The organism is Frankia sp. KB5, assembly GCF_002099325.1.
Classification (GTDB): domain Bacteria; phylum Actinomycetota; class Actinomycetes; order Frankiales; family Frankiaceae; genus Frankia; species Frankia casuarinae.
Genome location: NZ_MRUJ01000032.1, coordinates 1 through 15,893, shown reverse-complemented (window position 1 = coordinate 15,893; position 15,893 = coordinate 1). Strand labels below are relative to the sequence as shown.

Here is a 15,893-nt window from a genome sequence, read left to right as displayed (position 1 = left end):
CCATTCCCGCCAGCGGCGCCTACCACCGGTCGATGGCCAGCAACTACAACCACGTGGCGCGGCCACCGGTGATCGCCGTGCGCGACGGCGCGGCCCGGATCATCGTCCGGCGGGAGACCGAGGACGACCTGCTGCGCCTGGACGTCGATCCGGGCGTGAAGGTCGATCCGGGCGTGAAGGTCGAGCCGGGCGCCGACCCGGCCTCCCCGGAGGTGGCGCGGTGAGGATCGCGTTGCTCGGCTGTGGGGTCGTCGGCAGCGAGACCGTCCGGCTGTTGCAGGCCAACGCCGCCGATCTCGCCGCCCGGGTCGGGGCTCCCCTGGAGCTCGCCGGGATCGCGGTGCGCAGGCCGGGCCGCGCCCGCGCCCTCGACGTGGATCCGGCGCTGTTCACCGGGGATGCGGCGGGCCTCGTCGCCCGGGACGACGTCGACATCGTGATCGAGCTTGTCGGCGGCATCGAGCCGGCCCGCTCCTGGCTGCTGTCCGCCCTGCGGGGGGGTAAGTCGGTGGTCACCGCGAACAAGGCCCTGTTGGCCTCGGACGGCGCGACGCTGCACGACGCGGCCGCCGCGGCCGGCACCGATCTCTACTACGAGGCCGCCGTGGCCGGGGCCATCCCGCTGATCCGCCCGCTGCGTGAGAGCATGGCCGGGGATCGTGTGCACCGGGTGCTCGGCATTGTCAACGGGACGACCAACTTCGTGCTGACCCGGATGGACGAGATCGGCGCGTCGTTCACCGAGGCACTCGCCGAGGCCGGGGCGCTCGGATACGCCGAGGCCGATCCCTCCGCCGACATCGATGGGTTCGACGCGGCCGCGAAGGCGGCCATCATGGCCCAGCTGGCCTTCCACTCCCGGGTAACGATCGACGACGTCTACCGGGTCGGCATCGGTGAGGTCACCACCGCCGACATCGCCAGCGCCCGGGAGCTCGGTTGCACTGTGAAGGCGCTCGTGGTGGCGGAACGCTCGGCCGAGACCGAGGGGATCAGCGTGCGGGTCCACCCGGCGATGATCCCGCGCACCCACCCGCTGGCCGGGGTGCGGGAGGCCTTCAACGCGGTGTTCGTCGAGTCCGAGGCGGCGGGCCAGCTGATGTTCTACGGCCAGGGCGCCRGCGGGGCGCCGACCGCCTCGGCGGTGCTCGGGGATGTGGTCGCGGTCGCGCGCAACCGTATCGCTGGCCGTCGCGGCCCTGGTGAATCGTCCTACGCCGCGCTGCCTGTGCTGCCGATGGGCCGTACCGTGACGAGGTATCACGTGAATCTCGACGTCACCGACAAGACCGGCGTGCTCGCGACGGTCGCTGGGGCGTTCGCGCGTCACGATGTGTCTATCAGGAGCGTTCGTCAGGACGGCCGCGGCGACGACGCGAGYCTCGTCCTGGTGACGCATGCCGCCCCGGACGCGGCACTGTCCGCCACCGTCGAGGAGCTCCGCGGCCTCGCCGGTGTCCGGGCGGTGTCCGGCGTGATGCGGGTTGAGGGAGGTGAGCCGTGACCACGACGTCATCCACACCGCTCGCGGACGAGCCGGCCGTGCCGGTGCTGTCCGCGGCGCCCGATCGRCCGCACCGGCCGTGGCAGGGAATCATCGAGGAGTACCGGGACCGTCTGCCGATCGCACACGACACGCCCGTCATCACGTTGCGTGAGGGTGGGACGCCCCTGCTGCCCGCGGCACACCTCTCCGACCTCACCGAATGTGAGGTTCATCTCAAAATCGAAGGGGCGAATCCGACTGGCTCCTTCAAGGACCGCGGGATGACGGTGGCCATCAGCCGGGCTGTCGGCGCCGGTTCCCAGGCTGTCATCTGCGCGTCCACCGGCAACACCTCGGCGTCGRCCGCCGCCTACGCGGCCCGCGCCGGCATCACCTGCGCGGTGCTGGTGCCCAGCGGAAAAATTGCCCTGGGCAAGCTCGCCCAGGCGCTTGTCCACGGGGCCCGGCTGCTGCAGCTCGACGGCTCCTTCGACGACTGCCTGCGGGTGGCGCGCGAACTCGCCGACACCTCGCCGGTGACCCTGGTCAACTCGGTGAACCCCTTCCGTCTCGAGGGGCAGAAGACGGCGTCCTTCGAGATCGTGGAGGCGCTCGGCCGGGCCCCGGACGTCCACTGCCTGCCGGTCGGCAACGCCGGCAACATCACCGCTTACTGGCGGGGCTACCTCGAGGAGAACAACCGGATCGCCAGCGGCCGCCCGCGGATGTGCGGTTTCCAGGCAGCGGGTGCCGCGCCCATCGTGCGGGGCGAGGTGGTGACCTCGCCGCAGACGATCGCCACGGCGATCCGCATCGGCAACCCGGCGTCGTGGGATCTCGCTGTCGAGRCGAGAGAGGCCTCCGGTGGTCTGATCGACRCCGTGAACGACCGGGAGATCCTCGCCGCCTACCGCCTGCTGGCCCGCAGGGAGGGCGTCTTCGTGGAGCCTTCCAGCGCCGCCAGCGTCGCGGGCCTGCTGAAGGCACGGGCGGCCGGCCGGATTGAACCCGGCGAGCAGGTCGTGTGCACCGTCACGGGCAACGGGCTCAAGGACCCCGACTGGGCGATCAGCGGCGCGGCCCGGCCGGAAACGATCCGCCCGACCGTCGCGGGCGCCGCCGAGGCGCTGGGGCTGCAGCGCTCGTGACCACTCGGTCCTCCCCGCGCCCAGGCGGGACGGCGGCCTTCGCCGAGCGGGTCGGCCGGTCCGGGCCGGTCACCGCCGCCGACGGCGTGTCGCGGCGGGTCCGGGTCCGGGTGCCGGCGACCAGCGCGAATCTCGGCCCCGGCTTTGACACGTTCGGCCTGGCATTGGGCCTGTACGACGAGGTCGATGTCGAGACGACCCGATCCGGTCTCACCGTTGACGTCGTCGGCACGGACGTCGTCGCCCGGGACGAGACGCACCTCGTGGTCCGGGCGATCCGGGCGACCTTCGACACCCTCGGCCGGGCGCAGCCCGGTCTCGCGTTGCACTGCGTCAACCGGATCCCGCACGGCCGCGGGCTGGGATCATCGGCCGCGGCGATCGTCGCCGGGGTCGTCGCCGCCGCCGCGCTCGCGCAGCCGGACCTCGGGCCCGCCTTCGAGACCGATGCCGCCTTTGACGCCGATGCCGCCTTTGACGCCGATACCGCCTTTGACGCCGGCGCGGACTCCGTGTCCGCGCCCGATGACGCACCCGAGCCGGACCCGGTGTCCAGAGCGGCGTCCGGAGCCGGCTTCTTCGGGCCCGCGGGCATGCTGCGGCTCGCCAGCGCCATCGAGGGGCACCCGGACAACGTCGCCGCGGCGCTGAGCGGGGGCTTCACCGTTGCGTGGCAGGACGGCGACGGTGCCCGGTCCCTGCGCGTCGATCCCTTCGCCGAGCTGAGACCCGTGATCTTCATCCCCGCGATACGGCAGTCGACCGAGCAGTCGCGCGGGGCGCTGCCGAGCGGCGTTCCGTTCGCCGACGCCGCCCGCAACCTCGGTCGGGCCGCGCTGCTGGCGTTGACGATGTCGGCCGCCGAGCCGGCCGCCGGGCAGCCGTCCCGACGTGCCGAGGCACTCCTGCGTGCCACCGAGGATCTGGTGCATCAGCCCTACCGGTTCCCCGGCGTCCCGGCGTCGGCGGACCTCGTCGGTCGGCTGCGCGGCGGGGGGATCGCGGCGGCCCTGTCCGGTTCGGGGCCATCCGTCATCGCCCTCGCCGTCGGTGGTGAACAGGCCGCGGCGGCGGTGGACGTGGCGGGTGCCGGGTTCTCCGTCGCCCCGCTGCCGGTGGACAGACACGGTGCACGCGTCATCCGATGTCGATCCRCAGCGCCATGACCCCGTTGCCCGCGGTGGGATCCGCTGCGACGGCTGGCGCTGTGAGCTCCCGATGCGCGGTTGTGTGTCACATCGGGAAGTCCTGACGTCTCAAGGTTGTTGCCGAGGCGTCTGCCGCTGGATAGTCTGGTGACTGCACCCGCTGCCACCGCGGCGCGTGCTCGCTCCCGCCATGCCGCTCTGGTCTCGCCAGGTGGAACATGGTTCGGGACTCCGGTGTATAAGCTTCGTCGTCGTTGCCTCGGCTCCACACCGGCACTCCCAGGCGGGATCGGCGAGTTCGCTCGCGGCAGTCGGCCGCTGGCGCCGTACACGGGCGCGATGCTCGCCCATTCGGTGCTGTATACCCCTTCATCCGGCATGTGTGCAGGCGAAGAAGGTCCACAAGCAACGCCCGGCTCACCAGGAGCCAGTTCCTTCAGGGAAGGAAAACCTTGAGCGACACCACCAACGTGCTGCCGCAGAGCGCACGTGAGTCTGCGCCGCCCGTGACGCCTGCGCCGCCCGTGACGCCTGCATCGCCCCGGGAGAGTGACCCGGCGGCGAGCACCTCGTCCGCAGACGCCATCTCGGCTGAGTCCACCGGGAACGGTGACTCGCGCGCAGGCCGTATCACCCGGACCGCTCTCGCCGCACCTTCTCCGGCCGGAGAAGGTGCGGCCGTGACCCGACGCCGCCGGCAGGGCACCGGTCTGTCCGCGATGCTGCTCCCCGAGCTGCAGGCCATGGCCTCGTCCCTGGGGATCCAGGGCGTGGGCCGGCTGCGCAAGGGCCAGCTCATCGCCGCGATCCAGAACGTGCAGAACAACGAGTCCGCGGCCGTGACGCCCGTCGCGGCGGCCCCAGCGACTTCTTCGGCCTCCGCAGCCTCCACGGCCTCCACGGCCCTTGCACCGCCGCCCCCGGCGGAGTCGGGGCCGGCCTCGCCCGCCGGACCGGTTCCGGCCGCGAGCGAGACATCCCCCGCGCCGCGGGTGTCCCGGCAGGCTGCCGGCTCGGACGGCACCGCTACCCGCACCCGTTCCCGCCGTGGAGCCTCTCGGGCGGCGGCGAGCCCCGCCGCCGAGCAGCCGACCCTGCCCGAAACGGCGGCTGGGGACACGGTCGTGGAGACCCGGGCCGGATCGGTTGTGGACGCCCGGGCCGGATCGGCCGCCTCCGCCGTGGCTTCGGCCCAGCCGACCGTGTCCGCCCAGCCGACCGGGGCGCCCGCGTCGGCTCCGCCGGCCGCCGCGTCCCACCGCCAGACCGATGCCGGTCCCCGGAGTCGGGAGGACCGCCGGGATCGTTCCGCCGACAACGGCCGGGTGAGCGCGAGTGACCGTCAGGGCGGTGAGGCCGGCGGCGAGCGTGCCACGGCGGACCGCCAGGGCGCGGACCGTCGCTCCGGTACGGACCGTCAGTCCGCTGATCGTCCCAGCCGCGTGGATCGCACCCAGCAGGGTGACCGGTCCGGGGCAGAGCGTTCCGGCGGCGACCGGCCCGGGCAGGGAGGGCAAGGGGGGCAAGGCGAGGACGACTTCGCCGCCCGTGGCCGGCGGGGCCGCTTCCGGGAACGCGGTCGTAACCGCGGTCGCGGCGGGCAGGCCGGCCCGAGCGAGAACGAGCCGGTCCTGCGCGAGGACGACGTCCTGGTCCCCGTCGCCGGCATTCTCGACGTTCTGGATAACTACGCCTTCGTGCGGACCAGCGGGTACCTGACCGGCCCGACCGACGTCTATGTCAGCCTCGCCCAGGTGCGTCGCAACGGGCTGCGCCGCGGTGACGCCATCACCGGTGTCGTCCGCGCCCCGCAAGAGGGCGAGCAGCGCCGGGACAAGTACAACGCGCTGGTCCGGCTCGACACCATCAACGGGATGGAGCCCGAGGAGGCACGCGGCCGGCCGGAGTTCACCAAGCTGACTCCRCTCTACCCCCAGGAGCGGCTGCGGCTGGAGACCGAGCCCCACATGCTGACCACGCGGGTCATCGACCTCGTGATGCCGATCGGCAAGGGGCAGCGGGCCCTGATCGTCAGCCCGCCCAAGGCGGGTAAGACGATGGTGCTGCAGTCCATCGCGAACGCGATCACGACGAATAACCCGGAAGTCCACCTCATGGTCGTGCTCATCGATGAGCGGCCGGAGGAGGTCACCGATATGCAGCGGTCGGTCAAGGGCGAGGTCATCGCGTCCACCTTCGACCGTCCACCGGCCGACCACACCAATGTCGCCGAGCTGTCCATCGAGCGGGCCAAGCGTCTGGTCGAGTTGGGCCACGACGTCGTCGTGCTGCTCGACTCGATCACCCGGTTGGGCCGTGCCTACAACCTGGCGGCCCCGGCCTCCGGTCGTATCCTGTCCGGCGGTGTCGACTCGACGGCGCTCTACCCGCCGAAGCGGTTCCTCGGCGCGGCCCGCAACATCGAGAACGGCGGGTCTCTGACGATCATTGCGACGGCGCTGGTGGAGACCGGTTCGACGATGGACACCGTGATCTTTGAGGAGTTCAAGGGAACCGGCAACGCCGAGCTCAAGCTCGATCGCAAGATTGCCGACAAGCGGATCTTCCCCGCGGTGGATGTCGACGCCTCCGGTACCCGCAAGGAGGAGATCCTGCTTGCCCCGGACGAGCTCGTGATCATGCACAAGCTGCGTCGCGTGCTCCATACCAGGGAGACCCAGCAGGCCCTCGAGCTCCTGCTCGATCGGCTCAAGCAGACCAGGACGAATTACGAGTTCCTGATGCAGATCGCCAAGACCGCACCGCCTCAGGATTAGCCTTCCCCCACACGGCGGCTTCGCCGCAGTGTGGGGGCCCCTGGCCCAGGGCGCCGTTCGGGGTTTCCGCGCGATCGCCTTCGGCGATCTTGCTGGGGGGTCGTCGGGGGGCTTCGCCGCAGTGTGGGGGCCCCTGGCCCAGGGCGCCGTTCGGGGTTTCCGCGCGATCGCCTTCGGCGATCTTGCTGGGGGGTCGTCGGGGGGCTTCGCCGCAGTGTGGGGACCCTTGCATCGGCTGGCGGTCGGTGCATCCGGCCTCTGGCAGACTGGCAGCAGACCGGCTCCGGTTCACGTCGTCCACGCGAGACGACGACCCGGCGGCCACTTTGAAAGAGGGATCATGAAGCCTGACGTCCACCCGACCTACCACGAGACGACGGTCACCTGTACCTGCGGGAACACCTTCACCACCCGCAGCACCAAGGAGAACGGCGTCGTCAACGCCGAGGTCTGCTCGCAGTGCCACCCGTTCTACACCGGCAAGCAGAAGATCCTCGATGTCGGCGGCCGGGTCGAGAAGTTCGAGCGCCGGTTCGGCCGGCGGCGCCCCGGCGAGAAGGTCGGCGGCGCGAAGTAGCTCGGCCGCGGCGCCCGTCCGGACTCCGGACGGGCGCCGTTCGCGTCTGGGACGGACGATACCCGTCCCACCGACCCCCTCCCGGAACCGTGACGCGTTCCAGGACCATGACGTGCGAAGGAACCACGATGACGTCCCCGCTCGACGGCCTGATCGCCGAGCACGCCGAGATCGAGGGGCAGCTCGCCGACCCGGCGGTGCACAACGACCCCGCGAAGGCGCGCGCCCTGAGCCGTCGCTACGCGCAGCTCGCCCCGGTCGTGGATCTTGCGCGCGAGCTCGACCGGGTGGAGGGAGACCTCGCTGCCGCCCGCGAGCTCGCGCTGCTGGACCCGTCGTTCCGGGACGAGGTCCAGGATCTCGGCGAGGAGCTGGCCCGGCTCAACGACCGACTGCGGGCCTACCTCGTCCCGATCGACCCCGACGACGCCCGGGACGCCATCCTCGAGGTCAAGGCCGGCGCCGGTGGCGAAGAATCGGCGCTGTTCGCCGGAGACCTGCTCCGGATGTATCTGCGCTATGCCGAACGGCGCGGCTGGAAGACCGAGATCCTCGACGCCAACCCCTCCGACCTCGGCGGTTACCGTGATGTCAGCGTGGCGGTGAAGGCCCGGGGACCCGCGGGCCCCGGGGACGGTGTCTATGGCCGGCTGCGCTTCGAGGGCGGGGTGCACCGCGTCCAGYGGGTGCCCGTCACCGAGTCCRCCGGACGTATCCACACCTCGGCGGCCGGGGTCCTGGTGCTTCCGGAGGCCGAGGAGGTTGATGTCGAGATCGACCCGAACGACCTGCGCATCGACGTGTTCCGCTCGTCCGGCCCCGGTGGGCAGAGTGTCAACACCACGGACTCCGCGGTCCGGATCACCCATATCCCGACCGGTGTGGTGGTCTCCTGTCAGAACGAGAAGAGCCAGCTACAGAACAAGGAGTCCGCGCTGCGGATCCTGCGGGCCCGTCTGCTCGGGGCGGCCCGGGAGAAGGCCGAGTCGGAGGCGTCGCTGGCGCGTGCCAGCCAGGTCCGCACGGTGGACCGGTCGGAGCGGGTCCGGACCTACAACTTCGCCGAGAACCGGATCAGCGACCATCGGGTCGGCTACAAGGCACACAACCTCGACCAGGTGCTCGACGGGGAGCTCGACGAGGTCCTCGACGCGCTGGCCGCCGCGGACCTCGACGCGCGGCTGGCGGCTCAGGCGTCATGACCGGCCCGCCGGCCGCGCAGGGGCGCTCACGGGGCACGGAGCAGGAGCAGCCGGGCCGGGGTGCGTCCCCGCATCCGGGCTCCACGGATCCCCTGAGCCCGGTGCGCCACGCGGCCGACCTGACACCGCTGGGCGCGTGGTTGGCGGCGGCGACCGACCGGTTGCGTGCGGCCGGGGTGGCGAGCCCCCGCGCCGACGCCGAGCAGCTCGCCGCCTTCGTGCTCGCGGTGCCCCGCGGCCGGCTGGCACTGCTCGACGACGTCACGGCGGCGGCGGCGCGGCGGCTGGACGAGCTTGTGGCCAGGCGCGCGCAGCGGGTGCCGCTGCAGCACCTGACCGGTGTCGCCGGCTTCCGCCACCTCGATCTCACCGTCGGCCCCGGGGTCTTCATCCCGAGGCCCGAGACGGAGTCCGTCGTCGAATGGGCGCTTACAGAGCTCACCGGCTCCGCCGGGGCCCGGCGGCCGGGACCGTTGTGCGTCGATCTGTGCGCGGGCTCGGGGGCGATCGCGCTGTCCCTGGCGGCGGAGCTGCCCGGCGCGACGGTGCACGCCGTGGAGGTCGACCCGGCGGCGGTGGTCTGGCTGCGACGCAACATCGCCGGCACCGGTCTTCCCGTGACGGCGCACGCAGCCGACATCGCCGCGGCGCTGCCCGAGTCGCTCACCCGACTCGCCGGGACGGTCGACCTGATCATCAGCAATCCGCCGTACCTCCCCGACGCCGACCGCCACACGGTGGAGCCCGAGGTGGGCGAGCATGATCCGGCCCGCGCCCTGTGGGGGGGGCCCGACGGGCTCGACGTGGTGCGTACGGTTGTCGGGGTGGCTGCGCGGCTCCTGCGGCCAGGCGGTCTCCTCGTCATCGAACACGCCGACGGCCACGGGGTGTCGGCGCCCGAGCTGCTTCGCGCCGACGGTCGCTGGTCGCACGTGGCGGATTATCGGGACCTGGCCGGCCGGGACCGGTTCGTCGCCGGCCGGCGCGGGGCGTCCCGTGAGCCCCGATCCTGAGGACGAACCCTGATCCTTGAGAAGAGGACGGGCAATGGAACGTTTCGACTGCTCTGACGAACGGGAGCGGGCCCGCGGTCTCGACGCGGCGGTCAGCACCGTCGCCCGGGGCGGGCTGGTTGTGCTCCCCACCGACACGCTCTACGGGCTGGGCGCCGACGCCTTCGATCGGGACGCGGTGGCCTCGCTGCTGGCGGCAAAGGGGCGTGGCCGGAACATGCCGGTTCCGGTCCTGGTCGGCTCCTGGCGCACCCTCGACGGGCTGATCGAGCGGATGACCCCCCAGGTCCGGGAGTTGATCACCGCATTCTGGCCGGGCGGGCTGACGCTGGTGGCCCGGCACACCCCGTCGCTGCGCTGGGATCTCGGGGAGAGCCGGGGCACGGTGGCGGTGCGCATGCCCCTGCACCCGGTGGCGATCGAGCTGCTGGGTCGGACCGGGCCGATGGCCGTCTCCAGCGCGAACATCAGTGGCCAGCCTCCGGCGACGACGATCGACGAGGCGCTGCACCAGCTCGGCGGTGCCGCGGATGTCTATCTCGACGGGGGACCGTGCCCGGCCRCCGTCCCCTCGACCATCGTCGACTGCACCGGGGAGGTGCCCGTTGTACTGCGCAGCGGCGCGATTGGYCTCACCGCGCTGCGTGCGGTGCTGCCGCTGATCCGGGAGCCCGTGAACCGATGAGCCCGTGAACCGATGAGCCCGTAGCTCGCAGGCGACCCCGCGTGCCGGAGCCGGTCCGGACGGTCCGGGCCGGGATACGGTCCGGGCCGGGGTGGGGTGGGCATGACGCCGCTGATCGTCCCGGCGGGAGAGTCCCGTACGATCCTGAACCGGGTCGCGGGGCGATGGTCACAGCGGGTGGCTTCGGGTAGATCCGGGTGGATGGTGTTCCCGGGCCAGAGGAGCATGGGGTGACCGGGTCGCCCGCGCGGCGGCACCGGTCATCGGCTGCCGGTTGTGGCGCGGTTGCCGGTTGTGGCGCGGTCGCCGTTCCAGCGCGGTCGCCGTTCTAACGCAGGAGGTTAGAAACGTCATGAGCACCCCGTTCTGGGGCCCGGACTTCGACCAGCTGAGCGCGACGGATCCGCAGATCGCGGAGGTGGTCCTCGATGAGCTGGACCGGCTGCGCGGCGGCCTGCAACTCATCGCGAGCGAGAACTTCACGTCCCCGGCGGTGCTGGCGGCGCTGGGCTCGACGTTGTCGAACAAGTATGCCGAAGGGTATCCGGGTCGGCGTTACTACGGCGGTTGCCAGGTGGTCGACCGGGCCGAGGAGATCGGCATCGCCCGGGCGAAGCAGCTCTTCGGCGCGGAGCACGCCAACCTGCAACCGCATTCGGGCTCGTCGGCGAACTTCGCCGTGTACGCGGCGCTACTCACGCCAGGTGACACGGTCCTGGCGATGTCGTTGCCGCATGGCGGTCACCTCACCCACGGCAGCAAGGTGAGCTTCTCCGGTAAGTGGTTCAACGTGGTGGCCTACGGCGTGCGGGAGGACACCGAGCTGATCGACTACGACCAGGTGCGGGAGCTCGCCCGCCAGCACCGGCCCAAGATGATCATCTGTGGGGCGACGGCCTACCCACGTCTGATCGACTTCGCCGCGTTCCRCTCGATCGCCGACGAGGTCGGTTCGTGGCTGATGGTGGACGCGGCGCACTTCATCGGTCTGGTCGCCGGGGGCGCGATCCCGAGCCCCGTTCCCTACGCCGACGTTGTCAGCTTCACCACCCACAAGGTGTTGCGCGGCCCGCGAGGGGGCATGATCCTCGCGCGTGAGGAGCTGGCTTCCCGCATCGACAAGGCCGTGTTCCCGTTCAGCCAGGGTGGCCCGCTGATGCACGCGGTCGCGGCGAAGGCCGTCGCGTTGCGGGAGGCGGCCTCGCCCGCTTACGCGCAGTACGCTCGCCAGGTGGTGGCCAACGCGCAGCGGCTCGCCGACGAGCTTGCCGCCGAGGGCATCCGGCCCGTCGCCGGTGGCACCGACACCCATCTCGCCCTGCTCGACCTGCGGGAACTCGGGGTCAGCGGCAAGGAAGCCGAGGCGCGTTGCGACGCGGCCGGCATCACCCTGAACAAGAACGCCATTCCCTATGACCCGCAGCCGCCCGCGATCTCCTCCGGCATCCGGGTGGGAACCCCGGCGGTCACCACCCAGGGGATGGGCGAGGGGGAGATGAAGGAGATCGCGGGGCTGATCGCCCACGCGGTGCGTGAGCCGGAAGCCGCCGCCGACGTCGCTGCGGCGGTGTCCGCGCTCGTCGCCCGGCATCCGGCCTATCCGCGGTAGGGGTCGATCCGCGGTAGGGGATCAGGCGGTTCCGCACGGCCGCGGCAGTAGGCGGCAGTAGGCGGCAGTAGCCGGATCCGGGTCCGGCAGGCGGGAGATGCCCGACGGTGCGCGAGTACCTGCTCGTCTTCGTGGTCTCGGCGGCGGTGACCTTTCTCGCCACGCCGGTGGCACGCGTCTTCGCCATGCGCATCGGTGCCGTCGCCGGGGTACGTGCCCGCGACGTCCACTCCACCCCGACGCCCCGGCTGGGGGGCCTGGCCATGCTTGCCGGGCTCTACGCCGGGTTCGGGGTGGYGGACCGCCTGCCGTTCCTCTCGGTGGTCTCCCAGGACTGGTCGGAGATCCGGGCGGTGCTCGTCGCCGGCACCTTGATCTGCCTGCTCGGCGTCGCCGACGACCGATGGGAACTGGACTCCCTGACCAAACTGGCCGGGCAGGTCGCCACGGCCGGCATCATGGTGCTCCTCGGCGTCCAATGGACGTTTGCGATCAATCGGGACAGCGAGACGACGCTGAGCCTGGGACCGGAGACCGCGGTCCCGCTGTCCATCCTCGCCACGGTGGTGCTTATCAACGCGATGAACTTCATCGACGGCCTGGACGGCCTCGCGGCGGGCGTCGCGGCGATCGCCGCCGGCGCGACCTTCTACTTCGCCTATCAGATCGCAGTGATCAACGGCTTCTACCGGGCCTCCCCGGCGGCGCTCCTGGCCGCCGTGACCGCCGGGGTCTGCATCGGGTTCCTGCCGCACAATTTCAATCCGGCCCGGCTGTTCATGGGGGACTCGGGCTCGATGCTCATAGGCCTGCTGTCGGCCGCATCGATGATCTCCGTGACCGGTCAGGTGGCCTACGGGGGTTACGCTGGACCCTCACGGTCGTACCCGTCGCTGATCCCGTTGGCGATACCCCTGGYCGTGCTCGCCGTTCCGTTTCTCGATCTCGGGCTCGCGGTCGTCCGGCGGACGAGGGCGGGGCGCTCGCCGTTCGCGGCGGACAAGATGCATCTCCACCACCGCATGCTGGAAATCGGTAATTCGCACGTGAGGGCGGTTCTCTTCATGTATTTCTGGGCGGCTCTGGTCGGGTTCGGAGGTGTCGCCGCGTCGTTCTCCAACTCCCCGTTGCCGATCCTGGTCGCCACCGTCGGAGTGGGCCTCGCGGCCCTGATCGCGCTGCTGATCAGGACCCAGCGATCGGCGCGGCGCGCATGATCGTGCCGGCGGCCCGGGTGATCCGGCTGGGAGCGGCGCTGACCGGGGTGCTGGCGGTCCCGGCGGTGGGGCTCGCGGCGGTCCTGCGCGGCGGGACGGGCGCCCTGAGCGCCGCGGTCGGCCTGATGATCGTCATGGCGTTCTTCGGCATCAGCAAGGTGGCGGTCGGGGCCGTCGCGCSCCGGGCRCCGCATCTGCTCCTGCCGGCGGCCCTCGGCACCTACGCGGCGAAGGTAGCACTGCTGGGTGTCCTGCTCGTGGTGATCCAGGACACGGAGGCCCTTGACCTGCCGGCCTTCGCCTGGTCGATTTTCGCCGGGGTCTTCGGGTGGATGGGTGCCGAGCTCTGGGTCGCGACCCACACCCGGATGCCCTTCTACGACCCGGAGCGTCCCGGCGCGTGGGACGCCTCGCGCCGTCCGCCGGTCTGATGACCTCGGGGGGAAACGGTCCCGGCGAGGCGTGGAACGTCTTCGGCACGTTGATCGCCGGAATGCTCTTCTGGGGACTGGTCGGTTTTGGAGCGGATCGCCTTCTCGGCTTTCACGTGCTGTTCCTGCCGATCGGACTGACCGTCGGCCTCGCCGCCGCGATGTACCTCGTGATCTATCGACTTACCCGGTGAGAGGGYGGATAGCCAGGCTTCCGGCCAGCTCGGCGGTCTTGGCGAAATACGCTCCGTTGGTCCTGTTCGCCCAGTTCGTTCGGCCTGACCGTTCTGTCCCGCTTGTCCTGGTAGTTCCGTCCTGCTGGACCTGGCTGTACCGACCGCCCCGGCTGTTCCATTGAATCGGGCCGGTCCTCGCCGTCGATGACCTCGAAGGTCATCGACGGCGCAACCGATTCCGGTCAGAGTGGACCCAGGTCGCCGAGACGGGGAAGGGAGAGCCGAATTGTGCTCATCTGGCAGACGTTGTGACGCTACTGGGCGTAGCCGACGGCGGGAGATGGGTGCAGCTGGAAGCCGCGTGTCATCAACTCGTCGCGCTGTGTGGAATGGGTAGCAACGGAGTGAAACCCATAGACAACGCGCGGATGAACCAGCGCGAACGTCGAAGCGAGTCCGTGCTTGTGGGGTGCCGGTGTGGATAGTATCGCGGRCAACAGGACGTCGGCCTGCCGACACCCATCAGGGCCTGGGCTTGTCGAGGTGTCCTTCGGAGCGCTGTACCCGGTTGGCGACGGGTCGTTCTTCGGTGTGAGCGTGTCGTGCGAACCCGGWAGGGTGGAGGCAATCTGCCGCCGAGCACGGCAACCTTGCCGGGCCGTGAACGCGCTACCTAATCGATCATGGAGGTGTTTGTCGTGYCGGTCCTCGCCGACGAGGGCTTCGAAGGCCCCACCAAGGAGGTCTTCCAGACTCCGCACTGGTTCGATGTCGGGATCGGCTCGGTCAATCTCTACCTCAACAAGGCCACCGCGCTCACGATCTTTGCTGCACTGTTTGTCGGTGTGATCTTCTGGTTGGGATTCCGCCGAGCTAAAATCATACCTCGCGGCCTCCAGAACCTGTGCGAGTCGGCCTACGACTTCATCGATCTGCAGATCGCCCGGGGTGTCATCGGCGAGAAGGGCACGAGGTACACGCCCTACCTGCTCGTCCTGTTCAGCTTCGTGTTGATCTGCAACGTGCTCGCGGTGGTGCCCGGGGCCCAGTTCCCGGCGACCTCGCGCATCGCCGTCCCGATGGTTCTGGCGCTCGTCACGTACGTGTTGTTCAACTACGCGGGCATCAAGGCCAACGGCGCCGGTCCGTACTTCAAGGAGATGATTGACCCGGCTCCCACCGCGCCGCTGTGGATCCGCGTGCTCCTGGCGCCGATCGAGATTCTCTCGACCTTGATCGTTCGGCCCTTCACGCTGGCGGTCCGGCTCTTCGCGAACATGTTCGCCGGGCACATCCTGCTGCTGGTCTTCTCGCTGGGCGCGGACTACCTGCTGCCCAAGCCCCCCTATGTGTTCGGCGCCGCCTCACTGCTGGTGGYGATCATCCTCACGGCGTTCGAGCTTGTCATCGACGCTCTCCAGGCGTACATCATCACGATCCTCACAGCCGCCTACATCGGCGGTGCGATGGTGCACGGAGAGCACGAGGTAGCTCCGTCCGAGGAACTCGCCTCGCCTGCTCCGGCGGGCGTGCCGGTATCGGCCCGGGCCTAGATTCCCGACACACCCTTCCAGCACCGGYGAGTCCCGGTGCCCGACTGAATAGGAAAAGCACCGCAATGGCAGACATTCTCGCCGCCAAGGACGCTGTGAGCGGAAGCCTGGGCGCCGTCGCCTACGGCCTCGCCGCCATCGGTCCCGGTATCGGTATCGGTCTCATCTTCGGCCTGGGCGTCCAGGCGATCGCCCGCCAGCCCGAGGCCGAGCAGGTCGCCTTCCGGTACATGCTCATCGGCTTCGCCCTCGCCGAAGCCCTCGCGCTCATCGGCTTCGTCRTTCCCTTCGTCTTCCCGTAAACCGGCGGGRCAATCATGAGCGCGACATCCATCCTTATCGCCGCCGCCGAGAGCGGGCACTCCGACGAGAACGTTCTGATCCCGCCGCTGAGTGAACTGCTCATCGGAACGTTGTCGTTCGCCTTGCTCGTGGCCTTCTTCTTCTGGAAGATCAGGCCGCAGATCGCCAGGACCTACGCGCAGCGCACCGAGCGGATCGAGGGCGGGCTCGCCCGCGCCGAGGCGGCGCAACGCGAGGCGCAGGCCCTGCTGGAGCAGTACCGCGCCCAGCTGGCCGAGGCTCGGACCGAGGCCGCGCGCATCCGCGAGGAGGCGCACAGCGAGGGCCGGCAGATCACCGAGGAACTCCGCGCCGCGGCGCAGCGCGAGATCGCCGAGATCAAGGCCCGGGCGGACGCCCAGCTCGCGGCCGAYCGGGCGCAGATCGTCGCCCAGGTCCGCCGGGAGGTCGGTGAGATCGCGGTCGATCTGGCCTCGAAGATCGTCGGATTCCAGCTGGAGAGCAGCGCCACGCAGAACCGGCTGATCGACGACTTCATCGCAGCGCTTGACAACTCGGCCGAGGGCGT

The 15,893-nt window shown here is 70.6% G+C and carries 15 protein-coding genes and 1 pseudogene; all 16 read left to right on the top strand.

Annotated features, from left to right (window positions below; translation table 11 throughout):
• Positions 1–224: pseudogene (locus KBI5_RS04205) on the top strand (diaminopimelate decarboxylase); the annotation flags it as partial.
• Positions 221–1,504 (top strand): homoserine dehydrogenase, encoded by a 1,284-nt coding sequence (locus KBI5_RS04200; RefSeq protein WP_085014376.1) that lies wholly within the window; start codon positions 221–223, stop codon positions 1,502–1,504. The pseudogene KBI5_RS04205 and the gene KBI5_RS04200, both read left to right, overlap by 4 nt.
• A 38-nt stretch (positions 1,505–1,542) precedes the next feature.
• Complete coding sequence (gene thrC, locus KBI5_RS04195; RefSeq protein WP_241882651.1) at positions 1,543–2,634, top strand: threonine synthase; 1,092 nt, start codon at positions 1,543–1,545, stop codon at positions 2,632–2,634.
• On the top strand, positions 2,631–3,800 hold the full coding sequence (locus KBI5_RS04190) for a homoserine kinase (protein ID WP_085014374.1): 1,170 nt from the start codon (positions 2,631–2,633) through the stop codon (positions 3,798–3,800). The genes thrC and KBI5_RS04190 overlap by 4 nt, the downstream gene beginning before the upstream one ends.
• Positions 3,801–4,234: 434 nt before the next feature.
• Positions 4,235–6,559 carry a transcription termination factor Rho gene (gene rho / locus KBI5_RS04185; RefSeq protein ID WP_035941632.1) on the top strand — a complete coding sequence of 775 codons (2,325 nt, stop codon included), beginning with the start codon at positions 4,235–4,237 and terminating at the stop codon, positions 6,557–6,559.
• A gap of 340 nt (positions 6,560–6,899) precedes the next feature.
• Entirely contained in the window at positions 6,900–7,136 is a 237-nt protein-coding gene (gene rpmE / locus KBI5_RS04180; RefSeq protein ID WP_011438097.1) for a 50S ribosomal protein L31, read from the top strand.
• 128 nt (positions 7,137–7,264) lie between these two features.
• On the top strand, positions 7,265–8,338 hold the full coding sequence (gene prfA / locus KBI5_RS04175; RefSeq protein ID WP_085014373.1) for a peptide chain release factor 1: 1,074 nt from the start codon (positions 7,265–7,267) through the stop codon (positions 8,336–8,338).
• Positions 8,335–9,351: a peptide chain release factor N(5)-glutamine methyltransferase gene (prmC, locus tag KBI5_RS04170; RefSeq protein ID WP_011438095.1), complete on the top strand. Its 1,017-nt coding sequence runs from the start codon at positions 8,335–8,337 to the stop codon at positions 9,349–9,351. The genes prfA and prmC overlap by 4 nt, the downstream gene beginning before the upstream one ends.
• Positions 9,352–9,385: 34 nt before the next feature.
• Positions 9,386–10,036, top strand: a complete 651-nt coding sequence (locus tag KBI5_RS04165) for an L-threonylcarbamoyladenylate synthase (protein ID WP_085014372.1) — start codon at positions 9,386–9,388, stop codon at positions 10,034–10,036.
• A 352-nt stretch (positions 10,037–10,388) separates the two neighbouring features.
• Positions 10,389–11,645: a serine hydroxymethyltransferase gene (gene glyA / locus KBI5_RS04160; protein WP_070131257.1), complete on the top strand. Its 1,257-nt coding sequence runs from the start codon at positions 10,389–10,391 to the stop codon at positions 11,643–11,645.
• Between the two features lie 107 nt (positions 11,646–11,752).
• Positions 11,753–12,862: an MraY family glycosyltransferase gene (locus KBI5_RS04155; RefSeq protein WP_085014371.1), complete on the top strand. Its 1,110-nt coding sequence runs from the start codon at positions 11,753–11,755 to the stop codon at positions 12,860–12,862.
• Positions 12,859–13,293 carry a hypothetical protein gene (locus KBI5_RS04150; protein WP_085014370.1) on the top strand — a complete coding sequence of 145 codons (435 nt, stop codon included), beginning with the start codon at positions 12,859–12,861 and terminating at the stop codon, positions 13,291–13,293. Before KBI5_RS04155 ends, KBI5_RS04150 begins: the two co-directional genes overlap by 4 nt.
• On the top strand, positions 13,263–13,487 hold the full coding sequence (locus KBI5_RS27565) for a hypothetical protein (protein ID WP_011438090.1): 225 nt from the start codon (positions 13,263–13,265) through the stop codon (positions 13,485–13,487). The genes KBI5_RS04150 and KBI5_RS27565 overlap by 31 nt, the downstream gene beginning before the upstream one ends.
• A 665-nt stretch (positions 13,488–14,152) precedes the next feature.
• Positions 14,153–15,022: a F0F1 ATP synthase subunit A gene (atpB, locus tag KBI5_RS04140; protein ID WP_085014369.1), complete on the top strand. Its 870-nt coding sequence runs from the start codon at positions 14,153–14,155 to the stop codon at positions 15,020–15,022.
• A 65-nt stretch (positions 15,023–15,087) separates the two neighbouring features.
• Entirely contained in the window at positions 15,088–15,324 is a 237-nt protein-coding gene (locus KBI5_RS04135) for a F0F1 ATP synthase subunit C (protein WP_085014368.1), read from the top strand.
• 15 nt (positions 15,325–15,339) lie between these two features.
• Positions 15,340–15,893, top strand: a 554-nt coding sequence (locus tag KBI5_RS04130) for a F0F1 ATP synthase subunit B (RefSeq protein ID WP_085014367.1), incomplete at its 3' end; no start/stop codon positions are given.

Excerpts from the sequence above, each read along its gene's own strand:
- rpmE (WP_011438097.1), top strand. The coding sequence starts at position 6,900 with ATGAAGCCTGACGTCCACCCGACCTACCACGAGACGACGGTCACCTGT.
- prmC (WP_011438095.1), top strand. The coding sequence starts at position 8,335 with ATGACCGGCCCGCCGGCCGCGCAGGGGCGCTCACGGGGCACGGAGCAG.